Genomic DNA, 17,675 nt, shown 5'->3' with positions numbered 1-17,675 from the left:
CCCCCGCCCCCGCCCGCTGTCACCACTTTCTCATGACACTCACGCCTGCCGAACTCTCCTCCGCCACCGCCGCTCTCGAAAAACTGCTGACCACGCTCGACGGCGTGCTCTTCGGCCAGCGGCCGCTGATCGAGCTGGTGGTCACGGGCGTGCTCGCTCGCGGCCACATTCTCCTCGAAGGCCTGCCCGGCCTCGGCAAGACGGAGCTTGTCAAGGGCCTCGCCCGCGCGCTCGGCCTCGAAGCCCGCCGCGTGCAGTTCACGCCCGACCTGCTCCCCGGCGACATCACCGGCAACCCGATTCTCCAGGAGGTGGACGGCCAGCGGCGCTTCGTTTTCCAGCGCGGCCCCATTTTCGCCAACATCCTGCTGGCCGACGAGATCAACCGCGCCTCCCCCAAAACCCAGTCCGCCCTGCTCGAAGCCATGCAGGAGCGCCGTGTCACCGCCGGCTGCGAGACGCACGGGCTGCCCGATCCGTTTTTCGTCCTCGCCACGCAAAACCCCATCGAACTCGAAGGCACCTACCCGTTGCCCGAGGCGCAGCTCGACCGCTTTCTCTTCAAGATCGACGTGAAGCGCAATCCGCCGGCCGTGCTTCAACGCATCGTGCTCAACCGCGAAATGGGCATCGAGCCCGACGTCGCCCCGGCGCTCGACGCCGCGGAGTTCGCCGGCCTCGTCGCACTCGCCCGCCGCGTGCACGTGCCCGAAGTCGTGGCCGACTACATCGCCCGGCTCGTCAACGCCTCGCATCCCGGCGAGTCCGCCGCTTCGGCCGGCGTCCGCTACGGCGCCAGCCCGCGCGCGGCCCTCGGGCTCGCCGCCGCCGCCAAGGCCCGCGGACTCCGCCAGGGCCGCGGCCACGCCAGTTTCGAGGATGTGCAGGCCGTGGCGCTCCCGGTGCTCGGACACCGCATCCTGCTCGACCACTCGGCACGGCTCGACGGCGCGACCAGCGCCGGCGTGGTCGAAAAACTCCTCACCGAAATCCCGGTGCAGCCGAAGCCGCTGCCCGATTCCCTCGCCGCCGCCAAGATCCGCTGACACCGCCGCGCCATGCCTCAACCGAAAAATCCCTCCCGCTGCCTGTCCGGCAATGTGGCGCGGGTGTCCCGCCCGCCGTGGGAGCGGCGGCATGGCAAGCTGTCGGCCTTCGGCCTCGGTACCTGCCGCTGCGACGAGGCGCAACGCGCCTCGCCTCCGAACCGTGCGAACCGTGCGACGCTACGCGTCATCCAGCGGTCTGGAGACCGCCGCGCCCGCGCCACATCCTGTCTCCGGCACTTCACGCAGCTCGCTTTTTTCGTCCTCGCGCTTGTCGCCTTCGCCACGCCTTTCGCCGCCCGCGCCGATGTCACCCGCAATGTATCCATGCAGGACAACGCCCTCGCCGCCGTCTCGCTGCGCGCGCCGATCAGCGAGTGGGACGGACGCGGTTTTGTGCCGGTCGAAATCAACATCGAAAACCGCTCCGGCAAACCCCGCCGCTTCGAATTCGATCTCGCCGCGCAATACGATTACCGCCACGCCACCCTCTCGCAGGTCGCTCTCGAGGTGCCCGCGCACGGCGTGCGCGCGCAGGTCGTGTACGTTGGCAGCGGCCTGGTTTCGCTCCACAACCGGTACAGCCGCGTGCAGGCAACGGTGACCGTGCGCGGCATCGGCATCCAGTCCGGCCGGCAGGAGGAATCGCTGGCCACCCACAACAGCAACTCCGCGCCGAAGGTCGCCGTATCGCCCGCGCTCGAGCGCGAGGTCGGCGCGGCACGGGCGACGGCAGGCGACGATTTTTACCTCGAACCCGTCAACGCCGCCACCTGGCCGGCGGACTGGCGCGTGTTCTCGGCCTTCGACTGCGTCCTCTTGACGAAACGCGAACACGACGCGCTCGATGCCGCCCGCCGCGCCGCCCTGCGCGAATGGGCCGCCCTCGGCGGACAGCTCCTCGTGTATCCTGAAAAAAACGACGCCTCCGCTCGCCCCGTCGCTCCGGACGATGAACCGGTCGGGCTCGGCCACATCCGGCATCCCGGCGCGCCTTTCGCCACCGACACCGCGAAAGGGCTCGAACTCGTCAAGCGCTCCACCGTCGCGCCGCCGCCCGATCTCTGGAGCGCGAACGGTCTGGAAGACACGAGCGCCGCGTATCGCCTGGAGCGGCCTCTCCAAGGCGGCTGGCTTTCGCTCGTGCTCCTCGCTTTCGGCGTCGTCGTCGGGCCGGTCAACCTCTGGGTGTTCGCGCCGGCGGGGAAACGCCAGCGGCTGTTTCTCACCGTGCCGCTCATCTCGCTGGCGGCGGCGTTGCTGCTTTCGGTTTTCATCGTGGTGCGCGACGGTTTCGGCGGCCACGGCGCGCGCCGCGCGCTGGTGCGACTCCTGCCCGGCGTCCACCGGGCGACGGTCTACCAGGAACAGTTCGCGCGCACCGGCGTGCTGGCGGGCGGCGATTTTCCGCTGGCCGATGACGTGGCGATGATCCGCGAATCCGCCGGCTCGGGTGATGTGGTCGACTCCATCACCGCGCTCTCGTTTCGGCGGACGGGCGGGCGCGGCGGCGGCGACTGGTTTGCGAGCCGTTCCGACCTGCGCCACACGCTGACGACCGTCGTGCCGACCCGTGCGCGTATCGAGCAGGTCGATACCGCCGGTTCCGGCGGGGCGCCGGTGGTGCAATCGACCGTGCCCGTCACCTTGCGCGATTTTCGCTACCGTGATGACAGGGAGCAGCTCTGGCTCGCGGCCGAGTTGCCGCCGGGCCAGCGGATCAGCCTGCAGCGCGCACCGGCGCGCGGTGACAGCAACCTGAAGCGAGGCGAATTCACGGCCATCGGCGGCGCGAGCGATTTCGCCCCGGTGCCGACGCTCGACTCGATCCGCTGGCAGAGCGACGACGTGATCTATACCGGAAAAATTGAAAAACCCGAACCGCTGAAAAACTGAAGGGGACTTCCGGAAATTGAACAGAAGGCAACGAAGAGAACGAAGAACAACGGAGGATGCTTGCCCTTCGTTCCTGTTTAACTTTTTTAAAATAAATGACTTATACTAGCGTCCCGAATGTTTTTGATTTTACACCAAGGCCGCAAAGGACGCGAAGAAGGCAACTGGCAATCCTTTGCGCTCTTTGCGGCCTTGGTGTAAAAATCCGAAGGCTTTGGTATTATTATTCGGAGCCTTCTTTGTTTTTACCTTCGTTTCCTTTGTTTCCTTCTGTTCAAAAATGAATTTTCAGAACCTCCCTGAAAAATGACGGCGTCCACTCCTCTTGTTGAAGTCCGCAACCTGTACCGCCACTTCGGGGCGGTGCGCGCGGTCAATGGCGTGTCCTTCACGCTCGGGCGCGGTGAAGTCGTGGGCCTGATCGGCGCCAACGGCGCGGGCAAGACGACCACCATGCGCATCCTCGCCTCGCTGGATCTGCCCGATCACGGCGGGGTGCGGATCGCCGGCATCGATGTCATCAACCAGCCCGCCCGGGTGCGCTCGCGCCTCGGCTGGATGCCGGATCATTTCACGCCGTATCCGGACACCACCGTGTGGGGTTACCTCGACTTTTTCGCGCGCGCCCAGGGCCTGCGCGGACACGATCTCGTGAAACGGGTGACGGAGATCATGGATTTCACGGACCTCACGCCGCTCGCCGACCGGCTCTCGAACAAACTCTCCAAGGGCCAGATGCAGCGGCTCTGCCTCGGGCGCACGCTGTTGAGCGATCCGGAGTTTCTCATCCTCGACGAACCGGCGGCCGGACTCGATCCGAAGGCGCGGCTGGAGTTCAAGAACCTCGTGCGCATCCTGCGCGACCGCGGCAAGACGCTGCTCATCAGTTCGCACATTCTCTCCGAACTGGGCGAGATGTGCGACACGCTGATCTTCATGGACGGCGGCCGCGTGGTGCACCACGGCGACAAGGACAGCCTGCTCAACCGGGGCGCGCCGCCGCCGCTCCCCGGCGGAGGAAATGCCGGTGGCGGAGCCGCCCCGGTGAATACCGCCTGGGACATCTCCGTGCATGGCGGCGCGGACGGGGTGGAGGCGCTGACGCAATGGTTGCAGGTGCGCCCCGGCTGGCGACTCGCCGAAACGCGGCGCGACGGGGTGCGCGCGGAGTTCGCCGCTCCGGTGGCCGAAAACGGCACGACCGGCGGCGCGATCGCGGCGGAGCTGCGGCAACTGTGCGCCGACCTGCCCGTGGTGGAGTTTCGCCGGCACGAGCGGCGGCTGGAGGAAGCCTTCGTGGATATGCTGCGGGAAGGAGGCGGGCGATGAAGATGGCAGCGATATCAGGACGTGGCACGGGCATCCTTGCCCGTGTGCGTTGCCTCTCCGCAGCAACCGGAAACAAACCGGCGGCGCTTCGCGCCGTCCACGGCCAGGATGGCCGTGCCACTTCGATGGGCACAGTCGCTCCCTCAATCGTTTCGAGCGAAGCGACAGTCTGCCAAATCGGGAATCGAGAATCGAAAATTCATGAGTGACTCTTCCTCCACACTCGCCGCATCGCTGCCCCCGCCTCCTCCGGAGCGCACCGATTTCCCCGGCTGGCTGCCGCCGATGCTCGTCAAGGAGCTGCGGCAGGGGCTGCGCACGCGCGGGTTTGTCACCACGCTGGTGGTGTTCCAGGTCGCGCTGGTGCTGCTCTTCATCTGGTCGCTCAACGCCGGGGCGATGGGCGACCGGCTTGCGATGCGCAGCGGCAGCGGGATTTTCTGGACGGTGCTCTGCTGCCTGCTTCTCGGCATCACGCCGCTGCGCGGCATGGCAAGCCTGCGCGAGGAACTGGACGCGCGCACCATCGACCTGCTGATCCTCACGCGGCTGACGCCGTGGCGCATCGTTTCGGGCAAATGGGTGTCGCTGATGGCGCAGGCGGCGTTGCTCACGGTGTCGATGCTGCCGTATGCGGTGGTGCGATACTTTTTCGGCGCGGTCGACATCGTCTCCGATCTCGTGCTGATCGCGATCCTCTACGGGAGTTGCGGCGTGCTGACGGCGGCAAGCCTGTGCCTGGCGGGGCTGCCGAAATTGCTGCGCGGGCTGGTGATCCCGGGCGCGATCATCCTCGTGATCACCTTCATGAACGTGATGTCGTTTGCCGGGAGATCGTCCCTGGCGGACTCGGCATGGTGGACGACCGCGCAAGTGGTGTTCAATGGCGGCCTGCTCGTGTGGTTGCTGCTGTTGCTGGCGATGCGCTGGTTTGCCCCGCCCTCGCTGAGCACATCGGGGCGCGTGCGCGGCATCGGCCTGTTGACGGTCGCGGGGACGCCGCTGTTTGCCTTCGCCAATGAACACCAGGCGGTGCTGCAGCTCGGCGTCGGCGTATGGACGTTTGCCGTCGTGTGTCTGGTGGAGTTGAGCGACATGCGCCTGCCGATGCCGGCGCACGTGCGGCCCTGGTGGCGACGGGGATTTTTCGGCAAGGCGGCCGGTGTGTTCGCGCTGCCGGGCTGGCCCAGCGGCGTGTGTTTTGCCGCCATCGGGCTGGCGCTGATCGCGGGGATGATGCTCGTCGTGAGCGCGGTGACGCGAGAGACCACCCCTTTTGTCTGGTTCTATCCGTTCTGGCTGGCGGTGCTCGGATGGTGCGGCCTGGTGTTTCCGGTGCTGCTGATGTCGTTTGTGCCGCTGCCGCGCGCGGCGGCGATGGTGGTTTATCTGCTGGTGCAGGGCGTCATCGGATTCTTCGCCGCGATCTCCGGGGCAAACTGGATATTGCAAGGCAACCGTTCGCTGGAGGCGGTGCTGGAATCGGTTGCGCTGGCCCTCCCGGGAGCGAGCTTCTGGCTGACGCTGGCCGACGGCAAATCCTGGAGCAGCTGGGAGGGTCCCCGGGTGGCGCAGATCATCGTGCTCTGCCTGCTGGTCGCGGCGGTGGTGTGGCGTTCGCGCCGTTACTGGCGCGCGGTGCGGGCGGCCGGTGTGGCGGAGAATGAAACATGAGCCCCACGGCCCGCACTCTTCCCGGCGATGCCGGACGCGGACGCGATGGACACCGCGAGGGCTTGCAGGCGGCGCGGCGCTACCGGTTGCCCTTCGGACGACGGGCATGGCGCGGGTTGCAGGGCAACTGGCTCGGCGCGGGGATTGGCAGCTCGATCGACTTTCAGGATCACCGCGCCTACCAGCCGGGGGACGATCCGCGCTACATTCACTGGGCGGCGTATGCGCGCACGGGGCAACTTTCGATGAAACTCTACCGCGCCGAGGTGTCGCCGCTGGTGGATCTGGTGGTGGACGAATCGGAATCGATGCGCCTGACGCCGGCCAAGGCCGCGCGGGTGGATGCGCTGGTGGCGTTTTGCGTGGAGAGCGCGGCGCTGGCGGGAGCGCCGGTGCGGATGCACACGGTAAACGGCCGCAGAGTCCGCACCGTGCCGGTGGAACTGGCCCGCGCCGGCCGCTGGCGCGACAGCGGAGGGCCGGAGAGCCGGAAGACCGGAAAGCAGGAAGAAACGAAGCCCGGCAGTCCGGCTTTCCGCTCGGGCTCCGTGGATATCCGGCCCTCCGGCCCCGGTGCGCTGCCGTGGCGTCCGTCGGCGTTGAAGGTGCTGGTTTCGGATTTGCTGTATCCGTCCGATCCCTTGCCGCTGGTCTCGGCGATGGCGGCGGGCGGCGGGGTGCCGTTGATTCTCGCGCCGGCGCTGGCGGAGGAAGCGGAGCCGCCGGGCCGGGGCAATATGGAGCTGGTCGATTGCGAGACCGGCGAGCGGCGTCGTCAGCGAATCGACGACGCGCTGGCAACCCGTTACCGCGCCGCGTATGCGCGGCACTTCGGCCTGTGGGAAGACGCCTGCCGCCGGCGCGGGGTGGCGTTCGCCCGCGTGGGCTGCGAAGCGGCGCTGGCGGACGTGCTCGCGCGCGAGCCGCTGACGCAGGGTGTGGTGGAGCTGCTGGTGGCGGGGTGAGGGGGCGACCATGGACAGGGAAACCCGGAGTGATGTCGCCGCCAATGCGATCCGCCGGGATTTTCCCGACTGGCTGCCGCCGATGGTGGTCAAAGAGCTGCGGGCGGGTCTGCGCGGACGGGCGTTTACTGCGGCGATGGTGCTGTTTCACGCCGGGATGTGCGTCGGGTTCATGTACGCGCTGGCCACAGGGTCAGCGGAAGCGGCCACGACCGTTTTCTGGCTGGGCATGGGAGGCGGGCTGATGCTGGTGTTGTCGGGAAGCGGCTTTCAGCAGGAGTTGAAGACAAAAAATTCCGAGTTGCTGCTCACCGGAGGGATGACGCCGTGGGAGATCGTGTGCGGCAAGTGGCAGGCATCGATGGCCATGGCGATCCTCATCATCGTATCGCTGCTCCCGTATCTGGTAATCCGGTACTTCTTCGGAGGTGTGGATGTTGTCCGGGATCTGATGCTACTCGTCTGTCTCGTCTTCGGGGCAGGTTTGCTGGCGGCGGTGACGATGTGGATGTCCGGATTGTCGCGGGTGGCCCGGATTGTCCTTGTGATCGCTTTTTTCATGTTCGGGCAGCCGCTCCTTGTCGGTGTTGCGATTGCTTTTTTTTCGATCGGAATGGCCGGAACCGGCAATATCGGCGGCTGGTTCTGGATGGTGCTGGCGTGTCTGGACGCCACGCTGGTGACGTTGATTTTCCTGCGTCTCGCCATGATGTGGATCGGCCGCCAGGAGCCGCAACGGCGCCCGGTTGTCCTGGCAGGCCTCGGAATAGCGTTCGCGATGGTTTTGGTGACGGGGTTTTGCGGGGCCTATGGAGTTTCGGCGGCGCAGCTTGTTGTCTTCCTGATTTCCCTGGTCGCGCTGGGCGAGTTCTCCTGATTTCCTTGGTCATACCGGGCGAGTTCGCGTTTCGGACATCCCGCACCGTCCGCCGCGCCCCCGATGACGATAATGCGTTCGCAACTACGGGAGGCAACGGTCCTTCACTCGGGCACGGCGGCCGGGTTGATGCCAGAATCGACGATTTTTTTCAGGTCGGCGGCCTTGATGTTTTTTACGTGCGCATCGGCATGGAGATAATTTGCCGAACCGTTGAGGCGCTCCATCGCATTGCCGCCACGCGGGCCCAAACGATGACGGTTGGGTTCGATGTCCGAACAAACCGAATACCAGTTGGTCCAGCCATCGGCATGCGTATGATCGCTGCCTTTGCCGATCGAATAGTCGTCGGATGCCGAAAACAGGATCATGGTACGCGACGGGATGGGGATTCGCTCGATGTTGTTGTACGGTTTGCCCTCATCCCCGGGGTCGAAGACCAGATTGTTGAGCAGATAGCTGGTGTAGCCTTTGGTGGAACGGATTATTTCCTGACGTTTTTCATTGTCAGCGGGGCACACACGAACCTCGTCCACGTCGCTCAGGTAGGGTGCGAGTGTGAATATCCAGGCATTCTGGATGTTGATCCCGTCGCTGTGAGTGGACTGGGGCAACATCCCCCTGTGATCGCCGGCATACATGATCAGCGCAGTGCCGATCTGGCGCATGTTGGAAGCGCATTTGATCCGCTTCGCCACCATTCGCACGCCAGCGACAGCAGGTATGAGAATCCCCGCAAGCACGCCAAGGATGGCAATGACCACCAATAGCTCCACCAGCGTGAATCCACGCTGATGGAGCCGGTGAGTTGTGTTCACGTGCGTGCGCAAGGCACTCATGAACGATGGCGACGCCGCCAGGCGACGAGGCCGAGAACGGCGATACCCGACATCGCCGCCCAGGTCGCAGACTCGGGGATCGCGGGAGGGAGGTCGCCGGCGATAAACGTGAACGTTCCGGTGCCGGTGACCTCCTGTGGCGTATCGCCGCCAAGGTACGTCCCGGCCCAGTTGAAGGTCAGTTCGTAGGTGCCGGCGACGGAGAAATACCAGACGAGGTGGATGTGACCGACGCTCATATCGAACGCCCAGGTATTGTTGTCCAGCGTGCTCGCCGGATCATAGGTGGAGAAGAGCGTCGAGGCAGTCGAACTGGCTCCGGATCGAAGAGCGACTTCGCCACCTTCCGGAGTATTCCAGCCGGTCAACGTAATGGCGAGCGTGGTATCGAACCAGAGTTCCGGGTCGCCTGCTCCGGAGGCGTTGAAGCCGAGGTCAGGTGGGTAAGCGCCACTCCCCAGGCGCCAGACCGGACCGGAGGCGACACCGAGCCAGGTTTCCGAAGACGAGGGAAGCGGGGTCGTGGCTGTGGTCCACGCGATGACCTCGTTTTCTGCATATTCGGTATGCGTGGTGAGCGTGGCGCCATCGACGGTCGCTCCCGCATCAAGCCCCCAGTGGATTCCGAAGGTCGTGTCTCCCGGATGATACGAAACCCCGAGATCGCCGTGACCGGCGGTGTAATAGATGGCTTGCGCCGAAAGTTGTACTGCGGCGAACGCGCAGGCCAACGCTGCCGCGATGGCAGCCGGTAGTTTTGTTTTCATTACGGATGCTCCGAAAAAATGAACAGACCGGATTGACGACGGGTTCATGCCTGCCGCAAGGCGCGGCGGCGGTGGACGATCGCAAACAGGCCGAGGCCGGCTCCGGCGATCAGCGCCCAGGTGCCGGGTTCGGGCACAACAGAGAAGCCGAATGTGCCGGTGCCGGTGACGGGAATGGACGCGGTGCCATCTTCACCGATGTAGGTCCCGGACCAGGTGAAGATAAGCTGGTAATCGCCGGGATTGGTAAAATACCACGCGAGATGGGCGTGCCCGGCTGCGAGATCGAAGGCCCAGTCATTGGTGACGGACGAGCCGGCGACCGTCGAGAACCGGAGTGTGTTACCGGCATCGACGAGAATGACATCTCCCGGATTGCCCAACGCCCATCCGCTCAGGCTGATCGTGATGGTCGAATCGAGCCACTCGCTGTCCGTGAGTTCTTCCGTGCCGAAACCGAGTTCCGGCTGATGAATCTCCGTGCCGAGTGTCCAGAGAGTGGCACCAGTCGATATTCCGAGCCAGGACGCAATGGTCGAAGTGGCGGTGCTCGTGGACGAGGTTTGCGCGACGAGATCGCTAGGTGCATACTCGCCCTCTTCGGTCAGGGCGGAGCCATCCACGATGGCCCCTTCGTGCAGATGCCAGTGCGGCTCGAACTCCGTTTCGCCGGGTGTGTATTCGATTCCGAGATCGCCGTGTTCTCCGGTGTAGACGGATTGGGCGCGGAGTTGCGGAGTTCCGAAAGCGAGCAGCGAAAGGACAAACGAGAGTGTGGTGAGTTTTGAGACGAAGTCTGTTTTCATAAAAATGCAGTTATTCTGATGGATGACTGATGGATGATTTTTTCCCGGGTGACCGGCCGGATAAGGGCAGGCAAATGGGCATGCATCCGGCATCTCGTTCCCGGGGGAGAGGCCATGATGGCACGTTGCTTCCTGACGGTGTCAGGCGCGGACGCGGCATGCCAATGGTCACGCCAGCCGGAACGGGTCCGGAATGGAGACCATGCAAAAAGCCCGTGAAGGCGCGTTTGGGGAAAGCCCGCTCAGACTGCGGGCGGAGCGTGTGTCCGCAACCAGGTATAGCGCGGTGCGATGGGGGCAATCCGGTCGCCGGCGATCCGGTGCGCAGGCTTGATGACATCGATCTCGGCGAGCAGGGCGAGGGCCGTGCTCAGGCTCACGATGCCGTGAGAGAAAATGGTGATCACGCAGCCGTCGTCATCGTCGGGAACGGAAGGCGTGCCACCGGGCAGGGCAGGGGAATTGACGGGGATCGCCGTACGGTGGTGCGCGTGGCCATGTGTCTGTGGGTGCCCCGGATCTGCCTGGACGGTATGTTTCGCGGCATGGAACCAGGCGTGGAACTGCGGGTTCGCCGCGCCCAACACCAGCATGAGCATCAGGGCAACGCCCAGCCATGCGCCCACGCGCTGAAGGCGCGCAGACTGGTGACGGAGCGTGTGGTAGCGACGGCTCATGGATAGAGGAGCTTTACTTGGGTACCAAGCTGGCAGACTCGTCAAGGGGGAGGAGTGACAAAAGGGTGACTTTTTTGCGATGGACCAGAATGATTTCAAAAAAAATGTAGCCGGTTGCAGCAACGGCCGTATCGGCCGTTCCCTTCTGTTATTGGCGGGTCGCACGCTTATGCGGTGACACGATCGCGGATACAGCGTTCATGAAGACGCGTCAGGAGATGCTCCTGATTGTTTCCCGGATACGCATCCAGAGTGAAGCCTGGAGTCGACCGATCATGGTTCCGGACAGCAGAAGCGCGCCGGCAATGGCCGCCCAGGAGGCGGGCTCGGGGACGACATTCCCGACATGGAACGTAACCGTGAAGATGTCGCTCTGCGTGAGCACGCCGTCAATCGTGGCGCCGAGTTGAAGGAGCACGGTGTAGATGCCTTCCTCGCTGAATCCCCAGTTGTAGTGCGTGTGCTGCCCGCGGGTGATTACCAGCGAGTCGGGAGCGCCGGTACCCGCCACGCTGCTGAAAACGGGAGCGCCGCCCACCAGCCCTCCCGTCGCGTTGGTTTGCCAGAGGGCAAAATCGGCGCCTTCCGGGCCTTCGATTCCGACGAAGCTGACAAGAACCGCCGGCAGGGTGGGATGGATCGAGGGAATCGGATCGAAAAGGCTGAAGTCATCCGTGAGGCCCCCCTCGACGCCGCCGTAGCCATAGCCGCCGAAGCCGACCCAGGGCACGCCGCTGATCTGGTTTTGCGGGATGACCCAGATGTCCGAGCCCGGCGATCCCAGCCAGGAGTAAAATCCCCCCACGCCATCGAAGCGACCGGCCTCCGAAATCTTGTAGGTGACCTCTCCGACCGGCGTGTCGGTTGCGTAGGAATCATCAGGTGCCCGGTATTGCGAATACAGGCCCCATTCGCCCGTGGAGATGTCATAACCGATGTTGAGATCGATATGGCCCTCCGTGATGATCATGGTCTGCGCGGTTGCCGGCGTGACAGCCGGGAGAAACAGGGAGAGAAGGAAAGCCGACAGCAGGGAAAGGCGCCGGAATGACTTTGGATTTTGCATTGATTGAAAAGGAGAAGGGGGAGGCAGGCCGCACGGCGCGCGGCCTGCGACAGGATGGCCGAATCGGTTGGACAAAGAGGGCGCAGGTTACGCGCCGTGCCGGAATCGCCGACGTGTGGAAAATGCGAGCAGGAGAGACACACCGCCAACCAAGGTGGCGACCGTGGCGGGCTCGGGAACGACGGCAGGCCGCTCGCTGATTGCCAGCTTGAGGGTGAATACCTCGCTGGTTTGCTGAACGCCCCCGATGAGAGCGCTCAGGGTGACATCGACCTCGTAAAGACCCGGCCGGGTAAATCCCCAGTTGTAGTGGGTGTGGGTGGTGGTCGCCACGGTGAGGCTGTTGGGAGCGGGCTGGATGCCGGTGTCGCTGCTGACCAGCCATGTCGGGGCTCCGAAGGAGCCGGTGGTCCAAAGAGCCAGCATACCGTCCTCCGGGCCGCGGAAATCGACGAAGTTGATCGTGAAGTCGAAGCCCGAGGCATCGTAGCCACCGGTGCCAAGCCATGGCACTCCGAAATCCTGGACCTGGGGAATGATCCAGAGGGGATCACCGGCTTGGGTGCCGAGGAATCCGCCGGGCGAGGTGATTTTCCCGCCACCCTGCGTACTCTCCGAATTGTCGGAGACGAAGTAGATGACGTCGGCGACGTTGTGGTGCAGATAGCCACCGCCGGGAGTCTGGGAACCTCCGCTATATTCGGAAGTGAAGCTCCAGGTGCCGGATGCGGCGTCGTAACCGGGGACGAGGTCGATGTGCCCGTCCTCGATGATCGTTTGGGCGTGGGCGGCAGTGAAGAGCGCCGCCGGAAGCAGGGCGGCAAGGGCCGCGCGTTGCAGGTTGCTGAACATGATATTTTTGTATCTAACTATTAAATACGTTTTTATTGATGGACTGATTGCCGGCTCCGGGGGGGGGCCGGTTGCGTCAGGGCGGATCGGCGGGGTTTTCCCCGGAATCGATCCGTTTTTTGAAATCCGCGGCCGGGATCACGGTCACGTGGCCGTCCGCGAAGAGATAGGGAGAACGACCGTTGGTGCGGTCGGTGTTTCTTGATCCGCTGCGAAAACGGTCGGGCGCGATGTCGTCCAGAACCTTGCTCCAGTTGCCTCCCCATTCCGCGGCGTGCGTGTGGTCGTTGCTCGCGCTGAAATCCAGTTCGTCCCGGGCAACGAACACCGTGTGGGTTCGCGTTGGAGCGGACAACCGGTGAAGGCTAGGCGGAGGCGCTGTCAGACGCCCGAAAGGGTCGTAATAGACACCGCTGTCCAGCCGGTCATTGAGCAGGTAGCTGGAAAGTTTCTGGCCGTATTCATTGTGCAACCGCTTCTCCCTGTTGGGATCGAGCGGACAGATGCAGACCTCGTCGGAAACCGTACCGTTTTCCGACGATCCAAACCAGGGAGACAGTTTATGTATCCACGAATTGGCCGTTTCTCCGCTGTGAGCCGTGTTCGGAAACGAGCCGTTGTGATCATGGCAATAGCCGGTAATCGCCACTCCGATTTGTCTCAGATTGGAGATGCACCTGGCCTGCCTGGCCGTGGTGCGGACCGAACTGACGACAGGAATGGTGATTCCCGCGAGAACGCCAATGATCGCAATGACTGCGAGGAGCTCGACGAGAGTAAACCCGTTCGGCGAAACGCGGAAAGACGATTGCCGACGGACAACGGATTCCGGATGCGGATACGCTCCGGCAAGGATGATCATGATGAAATTTGCCTGAAAGTTTTCTGTAGCTGCGTGCGATCGTTGCAGCCGCAAACACCCCTTCACGTGTCTTGAATCGGGATCGAGAGGGATATTATGCGGGCATGACCGGGTGAACCCTGTCCGCATGCCGGCCGGGATTGTCATCCGGTTACGGATACCGGGAGACAGGGAGTGTCCTGACGTTCAGGCAGCCGGAGGGGCGTGTGTTCGCAGCCAGGCGTAGCGTGGCGCGGCGGGAGTGATCCAGTCGCGGGCGATCCGGTGGGCGGGCTTGAGGACATCGACCCCGGCGAGCAGGACGAGGGCCGCGCTCAGGCTCACAATGCCATGAGCGAAAACGGTAATCACGCAGCCGTCGTCATCGTCGGGGACGGCAGGCGCGTCGTCGGCAGTGCCGACGGGCAGGGCAGGGAAATTGAAGGGGATCGCCGTACGGTGGTGCGCATGGCCATGCGTGTGCGGGTGTGCCGGATCTGCCTGGACGGCATGCTCCGCGGCATGGAACCACGCATGGAATTGCGGGTTCGCCGCTCCCACCACCAGCATGACCATCAGGGCGACACCCGCCCACGCGGCCACGCGCAACAGGCGCGGAGTCTGGCGGCAAAGCGGGTGACGGTGAAAATTCATGGGCGCGTGATGGCGTTAATCGGGTGCGATGCTAGCAAAGTCGTCAAGTGGGGCCGGGTGACAAATGGGTGATATTTTTGCTCACCGGCTGACGGAGGTGGCATCCATGGAATAAAACTGGGTCCAGTAACCGTTGTCGTAAACGTCGCCGACCTTGAGCGTGCCTTCGAAGACAAGTGGCACGTCCATCAGGCTCGGGACGGGTTTGTCGGCCATCCTCACGGAAACGAACTCCCAGAAATTGGGCGAGGCGCCGTAGCAGCATGTCATCTGTCCCGCCATGAGCAGGCATTCGCGCACTTTGCCTTCCTCCATCTTCACGGGGAGCATGTAGCCGCGCAGCCGCACGGTGCGGCCGTTGTACGACTTGATCCGCTCGGGCGTGTAGCTGTCGTGGTTCGGCTGGCCCTCCTTCGGGCGGGCCGCTTCGGGCGGGACCTCGAACTCGAGTTTCGAAAAACTCAGGTCGACGACGTCGCCGTCGTGGCCGCCCCAGAGGCTGCGCTTCGATTCGGGCACCTGTTCGAGGACGGCCTGGCGCGCGGCGAGTTCCTGTTGGGCGGCAGCGTCGCGCGCGGCGCGGTCCTCGCGCTGCGGATCGAGCAAGGCGGCGAGCGCGATGAACGGCACGGCCACCGCCGTCCACATCAGCAGGCGCTTGATCAGTTTGTTGCGGTGGGCGGCCTTGCGGGCGATTTTCTGGTCGGCGGCTTTCATGGAATATCGGGACTCATGGAAATGTAGCTGTCGACAAACTTCAGTCAAAAGGAAGGCGGGAATTGGTCTCGAATGAGCGTTGTCGATTCAGGGCGGCACCCCCGCCGCAGGGTTCAGTGTTTGTGGTCGTGATCGCCGTCTTCGTCGTGGTCGTTGCCTTTCGGGAAGTTGAACTTCACGTCATTGAAGGCTGCGCCCTTGACGGTGATCGTCTCCAGGGTGGCGTCGAAGTCGGCGGTGGTCTTGATCCAGTCGGCCTCCGCCTCGAAAAGCGATGTGTCGCCGACTGTCTCGCCGGTGGCCTCGTTCGCCACGGGCCGGAAGACAAGCGTCTGCGGCTCGCCGTTGACGGTTGCCGTCAGGTTGATCGAGGCGGCGGGGATGCGGATGAAGTTTTCCAGTTCCCCGTCCATGACGTAGAGCTGGAGCCTGCCGGCCTCGACGTCGCGGACGAGTTCGAGGTGAAACGCTTCGTCGCCGAGGACGACGGGCGTGCCGCCGTGGGGGGGCTTGTGCTCGTGGTGATGGCCGCCGGATTCGGCGGCGTGATTGTGACCGGCATGGTCATCGTGCCGGTGGCAACCGGCGGCGAAGGCGAGCACGCCGGCGGCCGCGAGCGCATGGAAGGAAGTGCGGATGGATGTTTTCATATGTTTTTGTTTGGTTGGTTGACGGGAGATTTTTACGATGTCGGCGCGAGATTGGTGGCGACGTCGTTGCGGTAAGCCTTGATCGCCGGGACGACTCCGCCGAGGGCGCAAAGCGAGATCATGGCGAGGGGGGCCCAGAGCATGACGGGCGACCAGGTCCAGATGTCGAGGACGACACCGGCCTGGGCGCGGATGATGGAGGAGACACCGCCGCCGATGATGGCGAGGACGGCAAAGGCGGCGATCATGCCGAAGAAACCGATGGCGGCGGCCTCGAGCACGATGGCGCCGAAAAGGGTGCGGCGGCGGGCGCCGAGCGCGCGCAGGATGGCGAGATCGCGGCGCCGGGCGGCCATGGAGTTGTAGATCGCCACCAGCACGCCGGCGGCGGATACGAGGCCGACGAGCCAGGCGATGAGCGCAAGCACGCGATCGAACCAGCCGATCTTCTGGAACAGCCCCGCCATGATCGCACCGATCGGGTAGGCGAACGTCAGCCGGTCGCCCTGCTTGTTGTACATCATGTCGAGCTGGAAACCGGCGGCGGGCGAGCGGAGTTGCACGAGCACGGCGCTGACCTGGTCGGCCGCGGCGGCCGCGTGGCCGGACATGGTTTGCAGGCCGTGAAGAGGAATCCACACGACCTTGTCGGCCGGCGTGCCGGAGGAGGCGAGGATGCCGGTCACCACGTAGGTTTCGGCATGCTGGTGGTTCTCGTCGAACGTGAGGCCGTGGTACGGGTGGAACGTGTCGCCTGTTTTCAGTCCGAGCCTGGCGGCGGCGAAACTGCCGACGACGGCCTCCTTGGCGGCGGGATCGAACATCCGCCCGGAGGCGAGCAGGAATGCCTTTCCGGACGTGTACTCGGTCTCGAAATACGCCGGCTCGGTGCCGACGATCCGGTAGCCGCGGAGGTTGTCGCCGACGGCGATGGGGATGGCGCGTTTGACGGCCGGATGTTTTTTGATGAATTCGAAATCGGCGCGCGAGACATTGCCGGGCGAAGCCTCGAGATGGAAAATGGCGTTGAGCACGAGCTGGAGCGGAGACCCGCGCGCGCCGAGCACGGCATCGAAGCCGGTGTCCACGCGGGTGAAGGCCAGTTGCGACTGCTCCTTGACGATCCAGACCGTGAGCAGCAGGCCGCCGGAGAGGGCGACGGAGAGCGTTGTCACCCAGGTGGCGAGCGCGTGCTGGCGAAGGCTGCGGAGAGCGAGAAAGAGGATGGTTTTCATGGGAAAAGCTGAAACGCTGAAAACTGAAAAGCTGAAAGTCGGACTGCGGCGGATGGAGATGGAGTGGTGTCTGGTGGCCTGATTTCAGTTTTTCAATTTTTCAGGTTTCAGCGTTTCCGACTTCGTGGCGGCGTTGAGGGTGGCGAAGTCGCTGACATCCTCGAAGGCGGAGAGGACTTCGGGGTCGTGGCTGACGAGCAGGAGCGCGGCCTCGGCCTCGCGGCAGGTTTCACGGATGAGGACGAGCGCCTCGCGGGCGTTGGCGCGGTCGAGGTTGCCCGTGGGTTCGTCGGCGAGAACGAGCCGGGGACGATTGGCGAGGGCGCGGGCGATGGCGACGCGTTGCTGTTGCCCGGTGGAAAGCTGGCGCGGGCGGTGGTGCAGCCGATCGCCGAGCCCGACCCGGCGCAGCAGCGCGGTGGCGCGGGCGCGGTCAGGCCCTGGACCAAAAGTCATGCCGAGCAGGACGTTTTCCAGGCAGGTGTAACCCTGGAGAAGGTTGAAGGTCTGGAAAATGTAGCCGAACGAGGAAGCGCGCAGGCGGTCGCGGCCGGATTCGGGCAGGGCGGCGACGTTTTCGCTTTCGAAGCGGATCTCGCCTTCGTCGGCGGCGAGGATGCCGGCGATGAGATTGAGGAAGGTCGTCTTGCCGGAGCCGCTTTCGCCGCGCAAGGCGAGCTGCCGGCCGGCGGCGAGGGCGAAATCCGGCACATCGACGATCAGGCGGCGTTCGCCGTCGGGAGAGACGAAGGATTTTTTCAGGTGTGAAATGGTGAGCAGTTGC

General features: G+C 64.3%; 18 protein-coding genes. 6 read left to right on the top strand and 12 right to left on the bottom strand.

Annotated elements, in window-relative coordinates; all coding sequences use genetic code 11:
• Window positions 1–32 precede the first annotated feature (32 nt).
• From OPIT5_25695 to OPIT5_25665, 6 genes are all read left to right on the top strand, one after another.
• Window positions 33–1,046 (top strand): ATPase AAA, encoded by a 1,014-nt coding sequence (locus OPIT5_25695; protein AHF93102.1) that lies wholly within the window; start codon window positions 33–35, stop codon window positions 1,044–1,046.
• Window positions 1,047–1,058: 12 nt separating this feature from the next.
• Window positions 1,059–2,942: a hypothetical protein gene (locus OPIT5_25690; protein ID AHF93101.1), complete on the top strand. Its 1,884-nt coding sequence runs from the start codon at window positions 1,059–1,061 to the stop codon at window positions 2,940–2,942.
• A gap of 306 nt (window positions 2,943–3,248) precedes the next feature.
• The gene (locus OPIT5_25680) at window positions 3,249–4,271 is read left to right on the top strand and encodes an ABC transporter ATP-binding protein (protein ID AHF93100.1); all 1,023 of its coding nucleotides are present in this window, start codon (window positions 3,249–3,251) and stop codon (window positions 4,269–4,271) included.
• 201 nt (window positions 4,272–4,472) lie between these two features.
• Entirely contained in the window at window positions 4,473–5,945 is a 1,473-nt protein-coding gene (locus tag OPIT5_25675) for a hypothetical protein (GenBank protein AHF93099.1), read from the top strand.
• Window positions 5,942–6,910, top strand: a complete 969-nt coding sequence (locus tag OPIT5_25670; protein AHF93098.1) for a hypothetical protein — start codon at window positions 5,942–5,944, stop codon at window positions 6,908–6,910. Before OPIT5_25675 ends, OPIT5_25670 begins: the two co-directional genes overlap by 4 nt.
• A gap of 10 nt (window positions 6,911–6,920) precedes the next feature.
• The gene (locus OPIT5_25665) at window positions 6,921–7,787 is read left to right on the top strand and encodes a hypothetical protein (protein AHF93097.1); all 867 of its coding nucleotides are present in this window, start codon (window positions 6,921–6,923) and stop codon (window positions 7,785–7,787) included.
• A gap of 104 nt (window positions 7,788–7,891) precedes the next feature.
• Here OPIT5_25665 and OPIT5_25660 read toward each other — a convergent pair whose 3' ends face one another.
• The 12 genes from OPIT5_25660 to OPIT5_25600 form a co-directional block, all read right to left on the bottom strand.
• Entirely contained in the window at window positions 7,892–8,626 is a 735-nt protein-coding gene (locus OPIT5_25660) for an N-terminal cleavage protein (GenBank protein ID AHF93096.1), read from the bottom strand.
• Window positions 8,623–9,393, bottom strand: a complete 771-nt coding sequence (locus OPIT5_25655) for an anchor protein (protein ID AHF93095.1) — start codon at window positions 9,391–9,393, stop codon at window positions 8,623–8,625. The genes OPIT5_25660 and OPIT5_25655 overlap by 4 nt, the downstream gene beginning before the upstream one ends.
• Window positions 9,394–9,437: 44 nt before the next feature.
• On the bottom strand, window positions 9,438–10,199 hold the full coding sequence (locus OPIT5_25650; protein ID AHF93094.1) for an anchor protein: 762 nt from the start codon (window positions 10,197–10,199) through the stop codon (window positions 9,438–9,440).
• Window positions 10,200–10,441: 242 nt separating this feature from the next.
• The gene (locus OPIT5_25645) at window positions 10,442–10,876 is read right to left on the bottom strand and encodes a hypothetical protein (protein AHF93093.1); all 435 of its coding nucleotides are present in this window, start codon (window positions 10,874–10,876) and stop codon (window positions 10,442–10,444) included.
• Window positions 10,877–11,087: 211 nt separating this feature from the next.
• Window positions 11,088–11,942: a surface-anchored protein domain-containing gene (locus OPIT5_25640; GenBank protein ID AHF93092.1), complete on the bottom strand. Its 855-nt coding sequence runs from the start codon at window positions 11,940–11,942 to the stop codon at window positions 11,088–11,090.
• Between the two features lie 87 nt (window positions 11,943–12,029).
• Complete coding sequence (locus OPIT5_25635; GenBank protein ID AHF93091.1) at window positions 12,030–12,794, bottom strand: glycosyltransferase family 1; 765 nt, start codon at window positions 12,792–12,794, stop codon at window positions 12,030–12,032.
• 76 nt (window positions 12,795–12,870) lie between these two features.
• Window positions 12,871–13,656: an N-terminal cleavage protein gene (locus tag OPIT5_25630; protein ID AHF93090.1), complete on the bottom strand. Its 786-nt coding sequence runs from the start codon at window positions 13,654–13,656 to the stop codon at window positions 12,871–12,873.
• A 186-nt stretch (window positions 13,657–13,842) separates the two neighbouring features.
• Window positions 13,843–14,289, bottom strand: coding sequence for a hypothetical protein (locus tag OPIT5_25625; protein AHF93089.1), 447 nt, complete (start codon window positions 14,287–14,289; stop codon window positions 13,843–13,845).
• A gap of 81 nt (window positions 14,290–14,370) precedes the next feature.
• A complete protein-coding gene (locus OPIT5_25620; protein AHF93088.1) occupies window positions 14,371–15,006 on the bottom strand; it encodes a hypothetical protein in 636 nt (211 codons plus the stop codon).
• A gap of 113 nt (window positions 15,007–15,119) precedes the next feature.
• Window positions 15,120–15,656 (bottom strand): hypothetical protein, encoded by a 537-nt coding sequence (locus OPIT5_25615; GenBank protein AHF93087.1) that lies wholly within the window; start codon window positions 15,654–15,656, stop codon window positions 15,120–15,122.
• A 32-nt stretch (window positions 15,657–15,688) separates the two neighbouring features.
• Window positions 15,689–16,891, bottom strand: a complete 1,203-nt coding sequence (locus tag OPIT5_25610; GenBank protein AHF93086.1) for a hypothetical protein — start codon at window positions 16,889–16,891, stop codon at window positions 15,689–15,691.
• 84 nt (window positions 16,892–16,975) lie between these two features.
• Window positions 16,976–17,671, bottom strand: a complete 696-nt coding sequence (locus tag OPIT5_25600; protein AHF93085.1) for an ABC transporter ATP-binding protein — start codon at window positions 17,669–17,671, stop codon at window positions 16,976–16,978.
• Between the last annotated feature and the right edge of the window lie 4 nt (window positions 17,672–17,675).

The sequence above is a fragment of the Opitutaceae bacterium TAV5 genome, assembly GCA_000242935.3.
Classification (GTDB): domain Bacteria; phylum Verrucomicrobiota; class Verrucomicrobiia; order Opitutales; family Opitutaceae; genus Geminisphaera.
Note: the sequence above shows the minus strand (reverse complement) of the source record. Positions and strands in the feature narration are given on the sequence as shown.